The organism is Desulfobacula sp. (genome assembly GCF_030145145.1).
In the GTDB taxonomy this organism is placed as follows: Bacteria; Desulfobacterota; Desulfobacteria; order Desulfobacterales; family Desulfobacteraceae; genus Desulfobacula.
Window position 1 is genome coordinate 63,949 of record NZ_JAQYWD010000006.1, and the last position, 20,493, is coordinate 84,441.

The 20,493-nt window shown below is 49.1% G+C and carries 17 protein-coding genes; 6 read left to right on the forward strand and 11 right to left on the reverse strand.

Features of this window, described 5'->3' with window-relative positions; genetic code table 11:
- Positions 1-31 precede the first annotated feature (31 nt).
- The 3 genes from mobB to Q1Q15_RS04525 are packed head-to-tail and all read right to left on the reverse strand — an operon-like array spanning position 32 to position 2,211.
- On the reverse strand, positions 32-556 hold the full coding sequence (mobB, locus tag Q1Q15_RS04515; protein WP_300457114.1) for a molybdopterin-guanine dinucleotide biosynthesis protein B: 525 nt from the start codon (positions 554-556) through the stop codon (positions 32-34).
- On the reverse strand, positions 557-1,612 hold the full coding sequence (locus Q1Q15_RS04520) for a molybdopterin-binding protein (protein ID WP_300457116.1): 1,056 nt from the start codon (positions 1,610-1,612) through the stop codon (positions 557-559).
- A gap of 8 nt (positions 1,613-1,620) precedes the next feature.
- Positions 1,621-2,211, reverse strand: coding sequence for an FmdE family protein (locus tag Q1Q15_RS04525; protein WP_300457119.1), 591 nt, complete (start codon positions 2,209-2,211; stop codon positions 1,621-1,623).
- A gap of 187 nt (positions 2,212-2,398) precedes the next feature.
- Between Q1Q15_RS04525 and Q1Q15_RS04530 the strand changes: the two genes are divergently transcribed.
- From Q1Q15_RS04530 to Q1Q15_RS04550, 5 genes are all read left to right on the forward strand, one after another.
- Complete coding sequence (locus Q1Q15_RS04530; RefSeq protein WP_300457121.1) at positions 2,399-3,121, forward strand: DUF1847 domain-containing protein; 723 nt, start codon at positions 2,399-2,401, stop codon at positions 3,119-3,121.
- Positions 3,122-3,243: 122 nt separating this feature from the next.
- Positions 3,244-4,824: a DUF2868 domain-containing protein gene (locus Q1Q15_RS04535; RefSeq protein ID WP_300457123.1), complete on the forward strand. Its 1,581-nt coding sequence runs from the start codon at positions 3,244-3,246 to the stop codon at positions 4,822-4,824.
- Positions 4,825-6,246 (forward strand): GTPase/DUF3482 domain-containing protein, encoded by a 1,422-nt coding sequence (locus tag Q1Q15_RS04540; protein WP_300457125.1) that lies wholly within the window; start codon positions 4,825-4,827, stop codon positions 6,244-6,246.
- A 112-nt stretch (positions 6,247-6,358) separates the two neighbouring features.
- On the forward strand, positions 6,359-8,284 hold the full coding sequence (locus tag Q1Q15_RS04545) for an FAD-dependent oxidoreductase (RefSeq protein ID WP_300457127.1): 1,926 nt from the start codon (positions 6,359-6,361) through the stop codon (positions 8,282-8,284).
- 28 nt (positions 8,285-8,312) lie between these two features.
- Positions 8,313-9,326 (forward strand): alpha-hydroxy-acid oxidizing protein, encoded by a 1,014-nt coding sequence (locus tag Q1Q15_RS04550; protein ID WP_300457129.1) that lies wholly within the window; start codon positions 8,313-8,315, stop codon positions 9,324-9,326.
- A 230-nt stretch (positions 9,327-9,556) separates the two neighbouring features.
- Here the strand turns inward: Q1Q15_RS04550 and Q1Q15_RS04555 are convergent, their stop codons facing one another.
- Positions 9,557-10,564 (reverse strand): DUF2914 domain-containing protein, encoded by a 1,008-nt coding sequence (locus Q1Q15_RS04555; protein WP_300457131.1) that lies wholly within the window; start codon positions 10,562-10,564, stop codon positions 9,557-9,559.
- Between the two features lie 595 nt (positions 10,565-11,159).
- On the opposite strand from Q1Q15_RS04555, the gene Q1Q15_RS04560 reads away from it, so the two are divergent.
- Positions 11,160-11,621 carry a DUF2058 family protein gene (locus Q1Q15_RS04560; protein ID WP_300457133.1) on the forward strand — a complete coding sequence of 154 codons (462 nt, stop codon included), beginning with the start codon at positions 11,160-11,162 and terminating at the stop codon, positions 11,619-11,621.
- Positions 11,622-11,656: 35 nt separating this feature from the next.
- Here Q1Q15_RS04560 and Q1Q15_RS04565 read toward each other — a convergent pair whose 3' ends face one another.
- The 7 genes from Q1Q15_RS04565 to lexA form a co-directional block, all read right to left on the reverse strand.
- On the reverse strand, positions 11,657-11,941 hold the full coding sequence (locus tag Q1Q15_RS04565) for a hypothetical protein (protein WP_300457135.1): 285 nt from the start codon (positions 11,939-11,941) through the stop codon (positions 11,657-11,659).
- On the reverse strand, positions 11,929-12,498 hold the full coding sequence (locus Q1Q15_RS04570) for a hypothetical protein (protein ID WP_300457137.1): 570 nt from the start codon (positions 12,496-12,498) through the stop codon (positions 11,929-11,931). Before Q1Q15_RS04570 ends, Q1Q15_RS04565 begins: the two co-directional genes overlap by 13 nt.
- 127 nt (positions 12,499-12,625) lie before the next feature.
- On the reverse strand, positions 12,626-13,921 hold the full coding sequence (locus tag Q1Q15_RS04575; protein WP_300457139.1) for an ammonium transporter: 1,296 nt from the start codon (positions 13,919-13,921) through the stop codon (positions 12,626-12,628).
- Positions 13,922-14,531: 610 nt separating this feature from the next.
- Entirely contained in the window at positions 14,532-17,579 is a 3,048-nt protein-coding gene (locus tag Q1Q15_RS04580) for a DNA polymerase III subunit alpha (protein WP_300457141.1), read from the reverse strand.
- Entirely contained in the window at positions 17,576-18,760 is a 1,185-nt protein-coding gene (locus Q1Q15_RS04585; protein ID WP_300457143.1) for a hypothetical protein, read from the reverse strand. Before Q1Q15_RS04585 ends, Q1Q15_RS04580 begins: the two co-directional genes overlap by 4 nt.
- On the reverse strand, positions 18,736-19,581 hold the full coding sequence (locus Q1Q15_RS04590; RefSeq protein ID WP_300457145.1) for a DUF72 domain-containing protein: 846 nt from the start codon (positions 19,579-19,581) through the stop codon (positions 18,736-18,738). Before Q1Q15_RS04590 ends, Q1Q15_RS04585 begins: the two co-directional genes overlap by 25 nt.
- Positions 19,582-20,466: a transcriptional repressor LexA gene (gene lexA / locus Q1Q15_RS04595; RefSeq protein WP_300457147.1), complete on the reverse strand. Its 885-nt coding sequence runs from the start codon at positions 20,464-20,466 to the stop codon at positions 19,582-19,584. It abuts the gene before it with no gap.
- Positions 20,467-20,493 lie beyond the last annotated feature (27 nt).

Below are 20,493 nucleotides of genomic sequence, written 5' to 3' on the forward strand. Positions count from 1 at the left end.
ATACTGTTTTTTTGATTTCATGTACACCTTTTTAACGGTTCCGACCCTGGCTTTTTTTTTTGAGAAAGGCTGTAATTTCCGTAATGGCATTTCTTTTAAAGCAGGATATGTTCAAGGCATTGACCTGTTTTTTGATTTTGGGATCCAACAGGTCATCGGTAATAATGGCCCTGACCCGGGGAACATCCATAAATAGCAGGGGCTTTTTTACCGTTTCTCTCCAGATTTCGATTTTATCATGGGGGCCGCTTATCCATCCTTCTATGAGGACGATATCCAGATGCGGATAAAATTTTTTCATGACGGCATCTGGTGTCATGTTCCGGGTCCTGGGCAGGTAAACGGCTGCCAGGTCCCGGGTCATCATCGTCACGGGTGCTGCACCGGCCTGGCGGTGCAGAAATGAGTCCTTGCCGGGTTTGTCCAGTTCATGGGCATGGGAACTGTGCTTGATAGACCCAACAGTGATGCCGGTTTTAACCATTTCCCCTATGAGATCCACTATCAGGGTTGTTTTTCCTGAACCTGGCTGGCCGATGATATGGAACGGAATCATTTATCCGGCCTTTCCAAATGAACAGGCTGGAAATCTGCAGGTCTTGCAGTTCAGGCAGAGGCCCCCATGGCTCAGTCGCGCCAGATCCCTTGCGCCTGGACGTTCCCCGGCCATCAACCGGGGCAATATCAGATCGAAAATGGTGGTTTTATGGTACAGGCCACAGGCAGGAAGTCCCATGATGGCCGTATTTTTGTGGTAGCCCAGAAGGAACATGGCGCCTGGAAGCACAGCGGCTGAATAATGAATTTCTTGGAATCCTGAATCCACAATCCCGTCTTTTGTCACGTCGTCGGGATCAACAGACATGCCGCCGGTGGTAATGATCAGGTCGGTATCTTTCTCAAGATACCGTCGGATTTGACGGCTGATCATCTCCCTGTTGTCCGGGAGAATGACGGTTTCTTCCACTGTGGCCCCCAGGGCCGTTGTCTTTTGTTCAACAATGGCTTGAAATTGATCCTTGATCAACCCTTTATAGACCTCCTCTCCGGTGATGATCAACCGGATTTTCAATGGATGAAAGAGCTTGACGCTGAAAACAGGGTACTGCTGCCGGGCAAAATCCAGGGCCTTGTCAAGCGTGTCTTTATGGATCACGAGGGGGATGGTCCTTGTTGCAGCAAGGCTTTGATGCTGTTTGACACGGGTATTGGTGTGGATGGAGGCACACATCACATCCTGGAACATATTAAACTCTTCCAGGGCCTGAATATTGACCTTGAAAAGCCCGGGATAAGCCGCATTAAGTTCCAGTTTCCCCTCCCCGGGAGACCCGGAAAAGGTAACACCCGGTCCTGAAAGTGCGGATGCAAGTTCCAGAACGGCATCATCTTCATGCACCTGATCATCCGCTAAATCAAGAACATAGAAATTATTTTTACCCATGCGCATCAATTGACACACATCCCCGGATGTTATTTTATGTCCTTTTTTGAATGCCGGCCCTTTATACTTTCCCGGGACGATCTGGGTCATGTCATGGGCAAGGGGAGTGCCCACGGCCTGGTCAACAGTCAGGGTTTCAAAGGGCAAGAGTATTTTATTGTCTCCCATTTTTTTCCTTATTTTGTGACGGGTTGATAATAGGTTCCCAATGCACAGGGCCTGCAGAGAATTTGATCGTTTTTCATGACTTCCCGCTTGTCCCGGATAACCTGTCCGCATTTTTGGCAGACAGCCTTGAATCGCGTCGGTCCAGGCATATCCGAGGCATTGACATCAACGCGTACGGCCTCGATGTGAAACAACGCGTCAAGGTCCATTCTCTTATAAGCGACAAGCTGCTGTTCTCTTTTATCCGTGATGTCAGGGGCATATTTTTTTGCAAGATGTCTCGCGCTTTCCGTGGATACAATCCTTACGGCTCTGCCGGTTTCAAGATTGACAAAGGTGGCTGCCATAATGCCGTTATCCACAAATTTTAAAGACCGTCTGCCCAGTCTGACACCGGTAACAAAAGAAATGGCATCTGTGGCACATCTGTCCATTTCTACATACACAATGAGTTTTTTTATCTGGGGCAGTTCTCTGGGGGTATCCAGGCCGATGAGACGGCATCCTTCCATTGCCATGCGAACACCGATAACCTGTCCCGAACAAATGTGCCCATGGGCATTTGCAGATCCTTTCAGCAGGGTTTCAAATTCTTCCATCAATTCCTTCCCGTCTGGTTATCATTTGTTGAATTTGATGCGGTTGACCTTATGTTAAACTGAACATAAGGTCAAGGAAGGGGGTATTTTTTTTGCAACCCTTTCTTGACGACAACGCAATGTTCGCATACAAATTAGAGCGGACACGTAATTTGAGCGGTTACATCACTTAACTCAGGAGAAAAAAATGACAGATGAAAAAAAGAAGATGCCGTCTTCCTGTGCATCTTGTAAAGTTGAAATTCCCCAAAGAATTTGTTTTTCAGATCAAGGAGAGGGCCACAAGGGGTGTCCGACATTGACCCGGAAAGCGGTGTTAAAAGAGGCCAATAAAGAATATGAGGCAAAAGACGTCCATACATTTGCCTACAACGCATCGTTGCAGGAAGCAGAGTGTTATGCCAACCGGGACCAGCAACCGTATATCATGCAGCCGTGCAAAACACGGATTGTTGAAATCTGTGAGTTTGCCATGAAAATGGGATATAAACGGCTTGGTCTTGCCTTTTGCCTGGGAATGACCAAAGAAGCCAAAATTGTTGAAGAAATTTTGAAAGGATACGGATTTGAGGTGGCCTCCGTTTGTTGTAAAGCCGGTAACAGTTCAAAAGATATCATCGGCATCAGTGAGGACGAAAAGATATACAAAGGAACGGATGAGGCCATGTGCAACCCCATATTTCAGGCCAAGGCCCTGACCTATGAACAGGTGGATTTCAATATCCTTCTGGGATTGTGTGTGGGACATGATAGCCTGTTTCTAAAGTTTACGGATATCCCCACTACAGTATTGGCAGTCAAGGACCGGGTCACCGGTCACAACCCGCTGGCAGCCATTTATAATGCAGACTCCTATTACAAAAAAGTCAGGTTTCCGGATGGCTCTGACGCTGCAGAGTTTCCGGGTTGATACGGTACCGGCAATACCGGCCATCAAGATTAAAGGCTGTCGGCACCGCTGGCATCTGTGATCAAAAAGGTGAGATACCCGGAATAATTGTGAAAAAGGCTGTGATCTGCTAATAACAACGCATGAAAATAAAATTAAAAGATATCATTGACCTGGATTATTTTATCCGTATGGATGAAGCCCTTGACACCAGGGAGGCAATAAGGTCCCGGGCGATCAAGGATCGCAAGATCTATGATCAATGTAAGCAAACGTGTCAAACAGACACAGCCTTTTTATTCACCTGGTTGACGTTCAGAAAAGCGGAATTTTTTCAGAGGAAAGATAAAAAGGGAGAGACCCTGCTGCCCGGCACTGTTTTTTCTTCCCTGTACACCTGGATGGTCTATGCCATGGTTTTTACCGGGGGAATGACAGGCGTATCCCTGGCATATTCATTTCTTGCCTACCATGGCAACCGTCCGATAAATGTGGCGGTTTTTATGGCCATATTTGTTGCCTTGCAGGTGGTGTTGATCCTACTCACGCTTATCCTGTTGATGCGACGGCGGGTCAGTTCGAAACATCAAGGGAATCGGTTTGGCCATTCCATTGTTCATACACTGGTATCGGCGTTGCTTTTTAAGGTGTTGCCCGGAATTTTGAAAAAAGTAAATCACCCGTTGTTTAAAAAAACCGTTGAACCCCTTGAATATACGGCTTCCCTTATCCGGATCAAGCACAGGGAATATAAGGACCTTTTTTTCTGGCCGGTGGTCATTCTGTCCTCAGTGTTTTCTTTTTGCTTTTCCACGGGTGCTGTTTGCGGCACCTTTTTCAGGGTGATCGTCAGCGACATGGCGTTTGGATGGCAGTCCACGCTCATGACCACCAGTGACCGGGTCCATGATCTGGTCGCTTTCCTGGCCCTGCCCTGGTCCTGGTTTCTCCCCCAGACCCTTGCCCATCCAAGCCTTGCTCAAATCGAGGGGTCCCGGATCATTTTAAAGGACGGCATTTCCGTGCTGGCAACCCAGGATCTGATCTCCTGGTGGCCCTTCCTGTGCCTGGGCATCCTGTTTTACGCGGTTATTCCCAGGGGACTGCTGCTCATTGCAGGGATTCTGGGGCAACATCAAGCCGCAAGACAATTTAACATTGAACGGTCCCGGTTCAGGCAGGTGCTGGTCAGAATGCAGTCGCCTGTCCTGGACATTGATACCCGGGAAACGCCGGTAAGCCAGGCCATCGAATCCAACCCCATCAAGGGGATGACCACAGCGCCCCCTGCTGCCGTCACACAAACGGATCCATCCGGCTCGACAGCTGTGGTCCTTGCGTCAAAAAAGGTTTACTCCGATGCCGCCATTCAAAAAGTTGTCCTTTATGTTCAAGACCATTTATGCCTAACGGTAAACGCGAGGATAGCTATCAATTTTGATTTTGATGAGGATACAGATGCGGTCAGTCAAATATCGTCCAGTGATGCGGACCAGGTGATCCTGCTCCATGAGGTCTGGCAACCGCCCATAAGGGGCGTGCTTTATTATATTCAACAGATAAAGTCGGTTATGCCGGAAAACAAACCCTTGTGGATATTGTTAACCCAGGATGCCGGACAGGAAGATCTGTGTGTGAGCGATACGGATATTAATTTTGAGGTCTGGAAAAAAGCGGTATTTAAACTTGAAAATCCCGATATAGGCGTGAAAAGGTTTTTGTAAATGAATGATTCTCTTCAAACGAAAATGATACCGGAGTTTGCCGTACTGGGTCACCCCAATGAAGGAAAGTCTTCCGTGGTGTCCACCCTGACCGAAGACGACCAGATAACCGTCAGTCGTATCCCTGGTGAAACAACGGTATCCAAGCGCTACACGGTTCAAATTGACGGGGAAGATATCATCCGGTTTGTGGATACACCCGGGTTCCAGGTGCCCCGGCAGACCCTTGCCTGGTTTAAACGATTTGAGGGGGATCCAAACCAGGTTTGTGAGCAGTTTATTGCCACGTTTAGAAAAGACCCGTTTTTTTCAGATGAGTGTGAACTTTTAGGGCCGGTGGTCAGGGGAGCCGGTATTATTTATGTGGTGGACGGATCCCGGCCGGTGAGGGATGACGACCTGGCTGAAATGGAAATATTACGGCTGACCGGACGTCCGAGAATGGCCATAATTAATTCCAAAACCGAGGGCAAAGATTATACAGCGGATTGGAAATCTGAATTTCGAAAGCATTTTAATGCCATCCGGGTGTTCAATTCCAATACGGCCAATTTTATGGATCGCATTCGAATGCTGGAAAGCCTTAAGTCCATTGACCAGGAATGGGAACCGGTTTTGTCCCGGGTGATCCTGGCCTTTCAACGAGACTGGCAGAAAAGAAACCGGCTGGTGACGGCTTTTATGACCCGTAGCATTGAAGAAAGCCTGGCTTTTTTTGTGTCCGAACCCATCCGGACGTCTTCGGACCAGGCGGACATCAAGGAGGCCCTCACTAAAAAATACCAGGCCCATATAAAAAATCTTGAACGACAGCTGTTTAAACAAATCAGAACCTTGTTCAAACACAATCTTTTTGAGGTCTACCTGCCGGAATATTCCATCCTCAAGCACGATTTGTTTTCAAAACAGACCTGGGAGCTGTTAGGGCTGACAAAGGAACAATTGGCAGCTACCGGTGCCATCATCGGCGGCACCATGGGCGCGGTGATCGATACGGCAGCCGCCGGCATCACCTTTGGCGTGTTTACCGCCATCGGCGGTATTTTAGGGGCGGGCTCCGCCCTGTTCAGCGGGAAAAAGATCGCTAAAAAGAAAACCGCCGGTATCCGGTTTGGCGGGGATAAGCTCCAGCTGGGCCCCAATAAAAATCTTCAATTCCTTTATATTCTCATGGACCGGGCATTGATTTACTATTCCCATATCATCAACAGACCCCATGGCCGGCGGGATTTACAAGACCCGTCAAAGAACACCCAGAACAAGAAGAAAGGATATTCCACAGAGTTAACGGCCCGCCAGAGAAATGTATGCGCCAGATTTTTCAAAGCCGTAAACAGCCGGACGTTTCTCAAGGAAAAAACAGCCCTGTCGGATTTTGAAGCATTGATTGAATCTGTCTTGAATGAGATATCCGGGACATAGTCCGGTCAAGACAAAGGGTGTTGTAAAAATCGTGTATCCCAATGCTTAAATTGCATATATTAACGAGTGGAACCAAGCATATTCACAGATAATTCAAAAGGAAGCCTATTGCATGTTATCAAAACTTTTCAGCCCGATTCAAATCGGCCCTATGACCTCAAAAAACAGGCTGTTAATGTCTGCCATGAGCATCAATTTTGGTGTGGATGAAAACTGCTGTGTGACAGACCAGTTAATTGAATATTTTGTGGAAAGGGCCAAAGGCGGAGTGGGCATGATGCTGGTGGGGGGTGGCGGTGTTCACCCCGGGGGCCAGGAACTGCCTGATCTTCCCCAGATGTACAGGGACGATTGCATCCCGGCCCTTAAAGAGATGGTTCAACGGGTGAAGCCGTATGATACCCTGTTCGGGGTGCAGCTCATGCATGGGGGTCGTCAGTCCTATCTTCCCCAAAAAGTGGCGCCTTCTGCCCTTCCCGCACCGGCTGTTGTAAAAGGGGAGGTCCGGGCCCTTACCATTGATGAAATAAAGGCGCTGGTGTCCTGTTTTGGGGATTCAGCCAGACGATGCCAGGCAGCCGGATTTGATTTTATCGAGATTCACGGTGCCCACGGGTATTTGATCAACCAGTTCATGGCGCCCAATTCCAATATCCGGACCGATGAATATGGGGGATCATTTGAAAACAGGACCCGGTTTTTGTTTGACATTATAGCCGATATCCAGGCAAAAACCGGTAAAGACTTTCCCATTGGTATCCGGATCAATGGCAATGATTATATTGAAAACGGATGGGGCCTTGATGAAGCAGTGAGACTGGCCCCCTTGCTGGAAACAGCAGGCATTGTATATCTGCATGTCTCCGGCGGGGTTTACGGATCCACAGAATTGACCATCCCCTCCATGTATACACCCCACGGGTGTTTTGTTCACCTGGCAGAAGCCGTTAAACGACAGGTCAGCATTCCCGTGATTACCGTGGGACGGATCAAATATCCGGATCATGCCGACCAGATTATTCAAGAGGGCAAGGCAGATATGGTGGCCATGGGCAGGTCTTTTCTGGCGGATCCCTATTATCCGGAAAAGGCCAGAAAAGGGGAGTTTTCCCGGATTCGACCGTGTGTGGGATGCTGTCTTGGGTGTATCCATGCCGTGCTGGCCAAAGAGCCGGGTTCCTGTGTGGTCAATCCTGATGTGGGAAGGGAATATAAACTCAAACAGGAAGCACTGCCGGACCAATCCCTGAAAATACTCATTGTCGGTGCGGGTCCTGCCGGCATGGCTGCGGCAAGACAATTTGCGGTTCAGGGACATCAGGTCCTTGTCTGTGAAAAGAAACAGAACACCGGCGGGGTGTTGTTCCTGGCCTCAACGGCACCCGGCCGGGAGGAACTCAATGATATCCTGGTGTTTTTTAAACAGGAATTGGACCGGTTGAATGTTGAGATTCGGTATGATACGGCACTATCCCTGGCGTTGATCCATGACATCAATCCGGATAAAATTATTCTGGCCACAGGGTCACTGCCGGATATGCCGGTGATAAAAGGGCTTTTTCAAACAAAAATGGATTTGGTAACCAATGTTGATGTGATCAGCGGTAACGCCCAGGTCGGTCATCGGGTCATCGTTCTGGGAGGTGGTATGACAGGGTTGATTACAGCCGATTTCCTGGCAGACCAGGGAAAACAGGTGGTTGTCTTAAACCGGAAGAAGCGTTTTGCCGAGGAAATGTCCAGCAATGACCGGTATTATTTGAGGGAACGGCTGAAAAAAGGGGATGTGTCCCTGCATAAAAATGTGTCAATTAAAGGGTTTATCGATGACGGAGTGGTGTTTAAAGCCCAGGGAGAAGAGATGACATTGACCGGGTTTGATTCAGTGGTGATTTCCGAAAAGCAGCGCCCTATCCGGGAAGCGAAAAAACTTGAAGGAAAAACACATGTTCCGTTTTACCTGATCGGGGATGCCAAATCTCCCCGGCATTTGATGTACTGCATCAGTGAAGCCGAGGAAATCGCCAGAGCTTTATGATAGGTGTTTAAGGAAAGGAAAAAAGGATATGAAAGAGATCTATGACACGGCAAGGCAATCCATGAAAGGGTTTTGCCGGGTCTGCAGGGAGTGCGATGGGAATGCCTGTGCCGGAGAAGTCCCCGGCATGGGGGGACTGGGAACGGCATCTTCGTTCAAGGCAAATGTTTCTGCCTTGAGAAAGATTAATTTTAATATGCGTCTGGTGCATGATGTGGTTGAACCGGACACCCGTGTTTCTCTCCTGGGGAAAGACCTTTCCATGCCTGTCCTTGCTGCACCCATCGGCGGGGTGTCCTTTAATATGGGCGGTGGTATTTCTGAAGAGGCCTATATCAATGCCATTATCTTTGGATGCCGGGAAAAAGGGATTATCGGGTGTACCGGCGATGGGGTCCCGGATTTTATCCATGAAACCGCATTGAGGGCAATCAAACAAGCCCAGGGCCATGGGATACCGTTCATCAAACCCTGGGAGGATAAAGAACTGTTTGAAAAACTGGAAAAAGTGAAACAAACCACTGCAGATATCATGGGGATGGATATTGATGCGGCAGGGCTCATTACCTTAAAGAAAATGGGTCGGCCCGTTTCGCCCAAAACCATTGAAAAGCTCCGGCAGATCGTCAAACAGGCACCTGGTAAATTTATTCTTAAAGGCGTTATGACCGTTGCGGATGCCCTGGCTGCTGTTGACGCCGGTGCCGATGCCATTGTGGTGTCCAACCATGGTGGAAGGGTTCTGGATTTTACACCGGGTGCCGCCACTGTCCTGCCGGGCATCTGCGATGCAGTAAAAGGAAAGATCACCATTCTGGCCGATGGCGGTGTCAGAACCGGTGGCGATGTGCTGAAGCTGCTGGCACTGGGAGCAGATGCGGTTATGATCGGCCGTCCTTTTTCTGTTGCGGCTGTTGGCGGCCGTCAAGAAGGTGTGGGGCAGTATATCGATAAAATCAGGATAGAACTTGAACAGGCAATGGTCTTAACCGGCGTGTCAGATGTATGCCATGTTTCAAGGACGATCCTTCATGGGTTTTAAACTGAATACATTGCCATAATAAACAGGCCGCCGCCACCACCACGGACGGCCTTAACATCGTTTTAAACTGAATACATTGCCATAATAAATTAAAATTGATCTGCCCTGGCAAACAAGACATTCTCCAGCAGGCATAACCGGTTGTCATTTGTTTGCCATTGCAGACCCTGTCATGGCTGTATCATCACTGCTGCGCTTTTTGGAACATGAAACGGGTAACCCCCAACCGTTTATTCGGTAACGGAAAATTCGATTTGGTCGAGTTTTACTCCGTTTTCGGTCATCACTTCAACCCGCCATTTTCCCACATGATCCCGACTGCTTAAGGTTATATTGCTCCATGTGCGCATGCGGGGATGGCGTATTTTGAGGGGAATCCTGCAATGCCGGCGGCCATTGACATAATATACATGGTATAGGGTGAACGGCGGGCTGTCTGACAGCACGGTCATCCACACCATCGGTGTCAGACCTTTTTTGAGGGAAAACGTTGTTCGGGCAGAGACATATTGTCTTGCCCTGACGCTGCTGCAGGTCACGATTTCGGAGATGTGAATGTCTGACGGAATATGGATTTGCTCAGTTGGTTTTGACTGAGCCGTGGTGATTGCCGGTGCTGGACGGTCAGTGTTTAAAATCGCTTCCGGCGGCTTTGGCGTTGCCTTAAGGGACACTGTTTTTTTTTCGGACTGAAGGACCCCTTTGGCAGCAAGGGGACTTGCTGTCTCAAGAGACGCTTTGGATGCCGGCGCTGACGTGCTTGACACCCTTGTTGTCGAAGGGTCTCTGAAAATCATCAGGCCAGCCATAATCAACCCGGTGAACAAGAGAACCGGCACCCAGAAGTAACCTGTTATCCAAACCGGTTTCTTTTTATTGTCAATAATTTTTCTGATTTTTTTTGTGAGGTGCTGATCATTTTCTTCAATATTCATCTTTGCAGGATTCATCTTCATGCCACTGCTCAACAATATTTTCAAAGAAATTATAAAATCATCATACCGCTCAGAGCAGCAATTACGCCTGACGGCTTCAGCCAGCGCATTATATTGATCATTGTCCAGAATGCCTCTTCTTTTTTTCAACATTTCAACTTCCCTGGGCAGACCGATGTCACAATATGCCCTTAAAACGTCGTCCAACTCAGAAGAAGTCAAAACAGTCTCCCTCTTGTTCAAAGTGTTCAGCAATCTTCTCCCTTTTCCACTCTCGGCAAATGCGATAAGTTTTTCAATCAAACGTCCATTCTCCATAAAAACAGTGTATTCACCCGGGATAATCCCCGGAGCATCCGATTATCATAACACCCATAACCTTAATGATGTATCAAACTATTGTTTGGACGAAAACTCACCCATCTGCTGCGTTGCTGCAAAACTCTGAAATCCTCATGTACAATAGTACACTCCGGTTTCAGAGTTTCTTGCGCCTTGCATATGGGCAACTTTTCGTCCAAACACGGGTTTCCGTTCAGGCACAAACTATAACGGAAAATAACGCCATCAGGCAACTGATTATCCACAAACGGTTAAATGGGGGTTTATTCTTTACTCAACGTTCGGACTTTTAAAATGACCACCCCCGAAAGTTGAGGGTTTTTCCTGAAAGGGTTCCTGGTGTCATGTGCCTGTGTTTTGATGGATATCTTTACAAAAAAAAGGATATGTGCGACAAATATTCAAGTCGGCTTGTGGGAAGGGATATGGCACGCATCACCAGAGAGATATATTATGGATGACCCTATTGGCCGCACAATTTGGGACGTTTTTGAAAAGGAAGTGGCAGACAAAAGATTTGCAGGGGTTACAAGACAACCAAAGCGTGAGGCTCATTATGGGAACATCGTTTAAAGATCAACTGCTCAAAGCAGGGCTGGTGAATAAAAAACAGGTAAAGAAGGTTGCGCATGAAAAACGTGCCAACCGTAAGAAAGATAAGGGGAAAAAACCCTCTCCTGAAATAAATAAAACACAGCAGGAACAATTGGCCAAAGAAAAACTGAACCGGGAACTGAACCTGCAACTCAATAAAGAAAAACAAAAACTGGAAAACCTGAAACAGGTAAGACAGCTCATTGAATCAAACCGTTTAAACCTGGACGATTACGATGAACCGTATTATTTTGTTGTGGGCAAGAAAATAAAAAAGTTATTTGTCAATGAGGAAATAGCCAAGAAGTTAACCCTGCGGCAGCTGGCCATTGTAACGCTGGATGATCGGTTTGAGATTGTGCCTGCCCCGGTGGGCAAACAGATCGCCAAACGTGATCCAGATGCCCTGGTGATGCTGAAATAAACCCGAAAAGGATGGGTCAGTGCGGTTCCATCAATTCACAAAACCCTTCTGACGACCATCCTTCTTTTTTCCCTGTCGGCATCTGACAATTCATGCCAGGGGGCATCAAAAAAACTGTCGAAAGATTCCGGGTTATCCTCCAACTCAAGGTCTAACCATGACATGGCATTAAAATTGCCAGAGGTATCTTCCTGTTCTGCAATCTTTGCGGTCTGTCTGACATGTTCCATTAAACGGTCTATTTTTTCTTTTTTATCCGGCTTTGTTAAAAAAGGATCGTATCCCGGGGGTTGATAAAGTTTCACAATTATATGCGGCATGGGGTCTTTCCTTGTTTTGGGTGCGGTTTCCCGGCAGATATCCGGCAAAACTCAGATTCTATTTGATGTCTCAGCATCTTGAGATGGTCCACCGTCTCAAGGAGGGTGTGATCGGGTCCCTGTTCATGGGATGTCATGACCTGTTTCTGGGTCGGGCACAGGTACCAGGTGCAGACAAAGGGCCTTTCCAGTCGGGAAAGATTGCATCCGGTTTCGGTGAAATGCATGCAATGGGGGGTGCCTGTTTTGTCCAGGACTTTTTTGATCTGGGTCTCCGGCAGTCGACCAAAGGCAAAATGAAGATAGACCAGGTCTTTAAAATCATACCAGATGGTGGCCTTTTTGCAGCAGATATCCCCACAGGCCATGCAGGTTGCATTACACAGGACATCCATGGGGTCTGATAACGCCTCAAACGCCTGCCGGATTTGATCGGCAAGCGTTTGAACCTGAACAAGCGCCGGATTTAGGTCCAGTGTCATGGCGTGAAAAAATCGGGTGACTCCCTGCCAGTCTTCTGATGTGCACCAGGGTATCCTATGATCCATTTTTGACATGGGATCTTTTGTATCCTGAATTTGACAAATATTCAATTGGCTTTTTTTCTGAATGGTTGAATATTTTCACGCTCAGCATATGGATAAAAAGAGTTTGGGCAGCCCTTATGATCCGGATTTTTTAATGCTATTCTATTTCAAAGGCACGTTCCCCATGGAGGGAATTGTCAAGCCCGGCCAGTTCTTCCTCGGTTTCCACCCGCAGTCCATTGGTCGCCAGTTTGGTCACAAACACGACTACGAGGGTCGCGACGGCGCTAAAGGCGATGGTGCCGATAATGGACAGAAACTGAATCCAGACCTGTTTCGGGTTGCCGTAAAACAGGCCGACTGCCCCTTCCGTTACGGAAGGGGTGGCAAAAAGCCCTGTGGCAAGGGCACCCCACATACCGCAAAGGCCGTGGATGCCAAAGGCGTCAAGGGAATCGTCATACCCCAGTTTCTGCTTGAGAATCGCTACCCCAAAAAATCCGATGATACCGGAGATGGCGCCAATGGCAAGGGCGCCGGTAAGAGAGACAAAGCCCGCGGCCGGGGTAATGCCCACAAGTCCGGCAATCACACCGGATGCAAGGCCTAAAAGGGTTGGTTTTTTATTGTGGTGCCATTCAATGAACAGCCATGCTAACCCCCCCATGGCAGCGGCGGTATTGGTAACCATGAATGCCGACGCAGCAATGCCGTCCGCCGCCAGTGCGCTGCCGGCATTAAATCCAAACCATCCAAACCATAAAAGTCCGGCGCCAAGGGCGGTAAAGGTAACACTGGACGGAATCATGGGTTCTTTTCCATACCCTTTGCGTTTTCCGAGAATCAGGGTCAGGACCAGTCCTGAAACCCCTGCATTGATGTGGACAACGTTTCCGCCGGCAAAATCAAGGGCACCGATGTTGTGCATCCACCCGCCGCCCCAGGCCCAATTGCACACCGGTGCATAAACAAAGGTGACCCATAAAACGGTAAAGATAATCCATGAAGAAAATTTCATTCTATCGACCACTGAGCCCAGGATAAGGGCCACAGCGATACAGGCAAAGGTCATCTGGAAAAGCACAAACAGGAGGGTAGGGATGGTTCCGGATACGGAATGAATATCAATGCCGTTCAAAAACAGGTATTTTAAATTGCCGATTAACAGGCTTGAGCTCTCCCCAAAGGCAAGGGAATATCCCCAGCCCACCCAAACAATGCTGGCCAGGCAGTATGCCACCAGCGTCATGGCAATGGTGTTCAGCATGTTCTTATACCGTGACATGCCCCCATAAAAAAGGGCAAGGCCGGCCGGGGTCATCATCATGACCAGGGCCGTTGATATGGTAACCCAGGCCGTGTCCCCCGTATCAATGGGACCATCTCCGGCAATGGCACAAGGGGTGAGTGACAGCAAAATTCCCAAGGAGAGTAATACGTTTTTAGGTAACATGTTAAAGATCCTTTGTTTTAAAATGTTCGGTTTTGTTTGTGTTTTTAACAGCAAACCGTGTGCCAAAAAACAGCATTATTTTGATTTTTTGTTGTAACCTACCGAAATTATATTAACAACATCACGTATAACATTATTTTTTTTGGAACATTAATTTAGACATATTCAAAAATAGACCATATTTGTATTTTTTATCTTATTTTTTAATACAAAAATGTCTTAAAAATTATATTGAGTAAGATTGAGACTTAATAAGCATAGTTTGGCTTGATAGAGGGTAACGCAATTATCGGCGTTGGCCATTTTACATGGGGCCGTCTTTTTTCAGGGCACTTTCTACCTGTCTGGTCATAAATAGTGTTTGGACGAAAACTCACCCATCTGCTGCGTTGCTGCAAAACTCTGAAATCCTTATGTACATTAGTACACTCCGGTTTCAGAGTTTCTTGCGCCTTGCATATGGGCAACTTTTCGTCCAAACATGGGTTTCCGTTCAGGCACTAAATAAGGATAAAAAGGGCCTTGAAAAAAGATGGTCCCAGTCCATTATAGCTAACCACCGTTTGTCGTGTTGGCAATAAATGACATAGTTGTAATAAAAATGAGTTGTTCAACTCCTGTGCCTTGATGAGGGGGTGTCTTCCCCTGTTTTTTTCGTCAACAACGGCATGGGTTGGGTTCTTTCAACGATAAAGGTGATGGCACCCCAGTTTGAATTAATTGTCCCATACAGCAGGTAGGGTTTCCCATAATCCAGCATATGGCAGAAAAGGGCATAGGGCTTTGGAAAGAAAACCGTTTCAATTATACCGGTCTCATCTTCAAAGGTCAAAAATTTCATGGGATCTCCCTGTTTGGTTTTGACGACTTTCCCGGTGATAAGCCATCCGGCAAAGGTGACTTTTTTATTGATGAATTTTTGCAGGTGCCGGGCTTTTACCGTGTTGTGCTGCCGGCGGATGTCGTTGAACAGAACAATGGGATGGCAGGCGCATAAAAACCCCAGTACAGTGAATTCTCTTCGAAGCGTTTCAATGGGATTATCCGCCGGCAGGTCGGGAAGGGCCGGCGGGGACCCGTCAGGACCAAACAAGGCGGGGGGCTGATCCGTCTTTTTTTTTTGTTTTTTCCAGGCGGCAAAGGCCCATAAAATGGCGGCCCGATTGCCCGTCGGATCCAGTGAGTCCAAACTGCCGCTGTGGATCAGGGCACGGAGTTCGTCTTCCCGGGGACGGACCCGGTCAAAAAAGTCCTCCAGGCTTGAAAAGGGTGTTTTTTTCCGTTGGGTCACAAGGGTTTCCATGGTGGTAAAGGACAGGTCCTTGATGGACTGAAATCCCACCCAAAGCTTGGACTGGCAGCCCTTCCACTGGATATCGCTTTGGGTGACATCCGGAGGGAAAACGCGAACCTTCAGCCGTTTGGCTTCGGATACATAGGCAAACGTGGAATAAAATCCCCCCTGGTTGCTGATAACAGCGGCCATGAACTCTGCCGGATAATGGGTTTTCAAGTAAGCCGCCTGAAAAGACACCCGGGCATAAGAGGCCGAGTGGGGTTTGCAGAAAGAGTATCCTGAAAAACTGGTGATCATGTCCCAGACCGACTGAATGTCTCGGGGGGATACCCCGTTGGCCAGGGCGCCTTTTTTAAACCGGGTATAATAATCTGCCAGTTCCAATGTCTTGTCTTTTTTGGAGATAATCTTTCTTAATCCATCGGCCTGGGCATGGGTGAACCCTGCCATTTTTACCGCTACTTTTGAGACATCTTCCTGAAAGACCATGATGCCGTAAGTGTCGTCCAATACATCTTCCAGAAGGGGATGAATGGGCTTCCAGATGCCTGTATGTAGCCGTTTGATGTATTCCTGGATAAAGTCATTGGCTGCCGGCCGGATAATGGAAGAATGAATCACCACATGCGCAAAATCCCCTACTTTGGATTTTTTTTGCAGCAGGCGCATGGCAGGGCTTTCAATGTAAAAACAGCCCATGGTATTGCCCTGGGCAACCGTTCGCCGGGTGTCATCATCATCTTCCGGGTCAAGGCGGTTAAAGTCATTGAATCGTCCGGAGTCTGTCCGGATACTGGTGATGCAGTCCCGGATCACCCCGAGACTTCGGTTGCCCAGGAGATCTATTTTGACAAGGCCTGCGGATTCGGCGCCCTCTTTTTCCCACTGGATGATGGGCACGCCCTTGGGAGCCGTTTCAACAGGCACATAGGTGTCAATGGGGGCTGGGGTGATGACAATGCCGCCCGGGTGGACGGAAAGGGTTCTTGGGGTCCCTATGAGGGCCCGGGCATACCCCATGATCTGGGGCCAGGGCTGGGGAAATGCCGGAAGCGCCAATTCAGGCTGGTGCCGGATCCGGTTCAGCAGATCTGTCCCGGTTTCATTGAGTTTCCAGAACCAGGGCAGCCGTTGGGAGACCTTGCTGATTTCCGCCTCGGGAAGCCCAAAGACCCGGGCCACCTCCCGGACGGCCATCCTGGGTTGGAACAGGATATGGCTGGACACCATGGCCGCATGGCCGTCAAACGTCTTTAATACCCAGTTTAAGATATCGTCCCTTTCATCCCAGGCAAAATCGATGTCAATATCCGGTGGATCTGTTCTTTCCAGGTTCAGAAACCGTTCAAAATACAGGTGGTGTTTCAGGGGGCAGACATTGGTGATGCCCAGGCAATAGGCCACAATGGAGGCTGCGCCCGATCCCCGGCCGCAGATGCGGGACGCTTTTTTGACAATTTGTTCCACAACCAGGAAATATTCACAGAAATTTTTTTGCCGGATGATATTCATCTCATGTTCAATCCTTTGGCGGACAGGGCCGGGCAGATGGGTCCCATAACGAATTTTGGCTCCCTGTAACGTGTTGTTGTATAACAGCTGATCTGCAGGAAGCCGTGTCGCCTCTTTCAGGGGCGGCATGACAATGCCAAAGTCCGGTCCCTGGAAGTTCAGTTTTTCTGCCAGGACAAAACTGTTTTTTATGGCCGAGGGGCAGATGATGAATTTTTCCCGGTACACATCCGGGGAGGCAAAAAAGGCGGTCGCCGGTGCCGTGTCCTTCTGGGGCAATCGGCTTAAACAGGTTTTTTTTTCAATGGCCCGGAGCATGCGGTGGATATTGACGTCTTCCCTGTTTAAAAAAAAACTGCCCGGGGTGGCCACCAGGGGAAGGTTCAAGTGCCTGGCAGTGACACATAACGGATGGTTCCGGGACAGGGGATTCCGGGTAAGATTGATTGCGACATCCACCTGGTTTTCATGCCAGAACGGCAACAGATCCGGGTTTTTGGTTAACACCACAAGTCCTTTGGAAAGGCTGGGCAGATCGGTCTTCAATGAAAAGGTTTTATTCCTGTGCCGCCGGGTGATAAGGCGGGTCAGGTGGCTGTAGCCGGTATCATTTTTCACCAGGCAGATCGCCCTGTGGGCGGTATGGGGGTCTGTGATTTCCGCACCAATAACCGGCTGTAACCCCTGGGACCGGCACGCGTGGATAAACTGCCACATGCCGCACAGGTTGTCGGTATCGGTGAGGGCAAGCTGTCGATATCCATGGGCTTTTGCCTGGCGGCAAAGCTGTTTTACAGAGGCGGTACCCCACATGAACGAATAATGGGATCGGGTGGTTAAGGGAATCATTGGTATGGGGGGGTGTTGGTCAGGGTTAAACCGGTCCGGATGGACTGCCGGCCGAATTTTTCCCTGATCCGGTCCATGGACCGGATCAGGTCAGCCTGTTTTGTCTCTTTTGTTCTGGACGCAAAGAGGTCTGCCTGCACCTGGGGCGAGGAAATTTTTTTACAGATCAGGCGCATGTGACGGATGCGGATTCTCCGGGTCCAGGCCTTGTTCAACAGGGGGATACATTTTTTAAACATGGCCATATCATTGGCAGTGGCGGGGGCCAGTTTCACCGTTGCAGCCGTTTGCAGCCCGTCTGAGTAGGTGAGGATCATTTGTGCGGCAGCCCCGGTAAGGTTTCGGCTTCTCAGGGTATGGCAGATGCTTTCGATCATGGGATACAGGGCCTTTTTCAGCAAATTGGCGGTATTGGTATCGTCGGCAAATTCATGGTCTGCCCGTATCGTTGAATGGGATTCGCAACGGGCTGTCACCGGTGTGGGATCAATCCCCCTGATCCGGTCGTAAATCACGGGTGCCCGGTGATCAAAGGGAACATGGAGCTGTTCCAGGGTAAGGGCCCTTGCCTGGAACACCCAAAACAGATTAAAGTCTTTGAGCCGGGTCAGCGCTGTTTTGCCAAGGCCGGGAATCAGGAGAAGGGGCAATGGGCCGAGAAATGCTTTTTCCTCCCCGGGGCCGACAATATACTCTCCGGCGGGTTTGACCATGCGGGTGGCCACCTTAGCCACCAGTTTGTTGGTGGCAACAGACCAGATGGGGTCCAGATTACAGGTTTTTTTAAAGGCTTTTTTCAGTTTAAAGGCCACATCCACAGAAGGGCCGAAAAGCCTTCCCGATCCGGTGACATCCAGAAATATATGGCCGTCTGAGGTGCCGGATTCAATCAGGGGGGTAAACGTCATCGTTTCTTTTATCAGGTCTTTCATGACCCGTTCATACCGGTTGAAACTGGGGGGGAGGATTTTGATTTTTTGATTGAGCCGTCTGGCCCGGGTCAGGGGCATGCCTTTCCGGATGCCCTGGCGGTAGGCTTCATTACTCATATCATACACCACTGCCCGGGGGGCTCCCTGGGGGGCAATCACCAGTGGGTATCCCTTGAGGGCGGGTTGCCGGTTGGTTTCCACGGCCACGGCAAAATCGGCAATATTTAAATGGATGATGGCGCGGTCCATGATTTTTGCCGGGACCCTTCCGTGAGCAGGAGGTCCATGAGCCTTACTGCATTCTTCGGGGCCTGCCCCCGGACATGGTTGTTGAAAAAAGCAGCCCCGGACCGGGCTTGGGGCATCATGGCGGTTTGAAGGGTGGTGACCCATTCCTTGAGCGCCTGGTCGGCATAATCATAATCAAATTGTTTTTGCATGATGCCGGATCGCCATCCTTTGGCGTTCCTGCCGTGGAAACGGATATAAAACAACTCCGGGTTGGTGATCACGTCAAGCCGGGGGAAAAGGCCGGGTAACGCGGGTACATCCACAGATACCAGGGTGACATGTCGTCGTTCAAGTTCTGAAAACACCGTGTCCTTTGCCCAGGAATCATGCCGGAATTCCACGGCAACGGGCAGGCCTGACAGCGCATCCAGAAGCCTGGCAAGATACTGCCGGAAATGGACGGTTCGCCGGAAATAGGGTGGAAGCTGGATGAGGATGCACAAAAGTTTTTCCCATCGGAGCAACGGGGCTATGCCCTGGCGGTAGAGCAGAACTTGTTTTTGCCATTCCCCGGTTTTGATTTCATGGGTCATGGTCCGGGTGAGTTTGGCGGCAAATTTGAAGTGTTTCGGCACTTTCGCACACATCCGTTCAATGGCCGGTGCTTTTGGCATCTGGTACCAGGTGTAGTTGAGTTCTGTTGTATGGAAGATTTGCGTGTAAGCTTCCAGCATATTGGACGAATGGGTGCCGTCAGGATAAAATCCGGCATCGATCCATTCTCCATAGGAATACCCGCTGGTACCGACGAAAAGCTGGCATGCAGAAGGGGCTGTCATCTATATTTCCATGCCCTTTGGGCCCCGGACAATACCAATGACCCTGCCCTGGATCAACACGTCTTCAAATGTATATTTCTGGGTGTTGAATGCCGGGTTTTCAGGCCGCAGCTCAATACAATCCGGGTGCAGGAAAAATCGTTTGACCGTGGCCTCTTCATGGTGGATCAGGGCCACGACGATTTCTTTGTCCCGGGCATATTGCCGGGGCTCGCAAATGGCCAGGTCCTGATCAAGAATACCGGCATTTTTCATGGATTGTCCCTGGATTTTCAAGGCAAAAAGGGTCTGGCCCGGGAAGATGGTCGCATCCACCAGGATGCTGCCCTCCCATTCCTGCTGGGCATACATGGGGAGCCCGGCCGTGATGTGGCCGATGATCGGGACCTGTTTCTGCCGTTGCGCCATATGTAAGTCTCCGGTATGATCCAGGATATGGAGGGTCCGACTGTATCGGCCCTCCCTTTTGATATAGGCCTTGTCTTCAAGGGCTTTCAGGGTTTGGGCCACCGCGGCATGGCTGATGGCAAGTTCAGCAGCAGCCGTACGAAGACTGGGAGAGGTCCCGGTCTCTTTAATTTTTTGTTTCAGGTAATCCAGCACCTTTTGCTGGTTTGGGGTCGGTTTGAGTCGCATGGCATCCCTTTTTTGTGAGGTTTCGTGTAGTTTAATGGTCTTTTTGAATAATGTCAATATAAATGTAAATATTTTGTAAGGTAATAAATCAAACAAACAAACAAAGGGCGGACGTTGGTTGTGGAAACCGCTTTCAACGGGTTCTGAAGCGGTTCGTTCCGGGTTGATGAACCGGGTCGCTTCCTTGCAGGGTTTGATTTTATTTGGGTTGACAGCCCAGGGGATATGGGCTACAGAAACTAACATCATCTATTGGTACGATTTTTAAACTGGTTA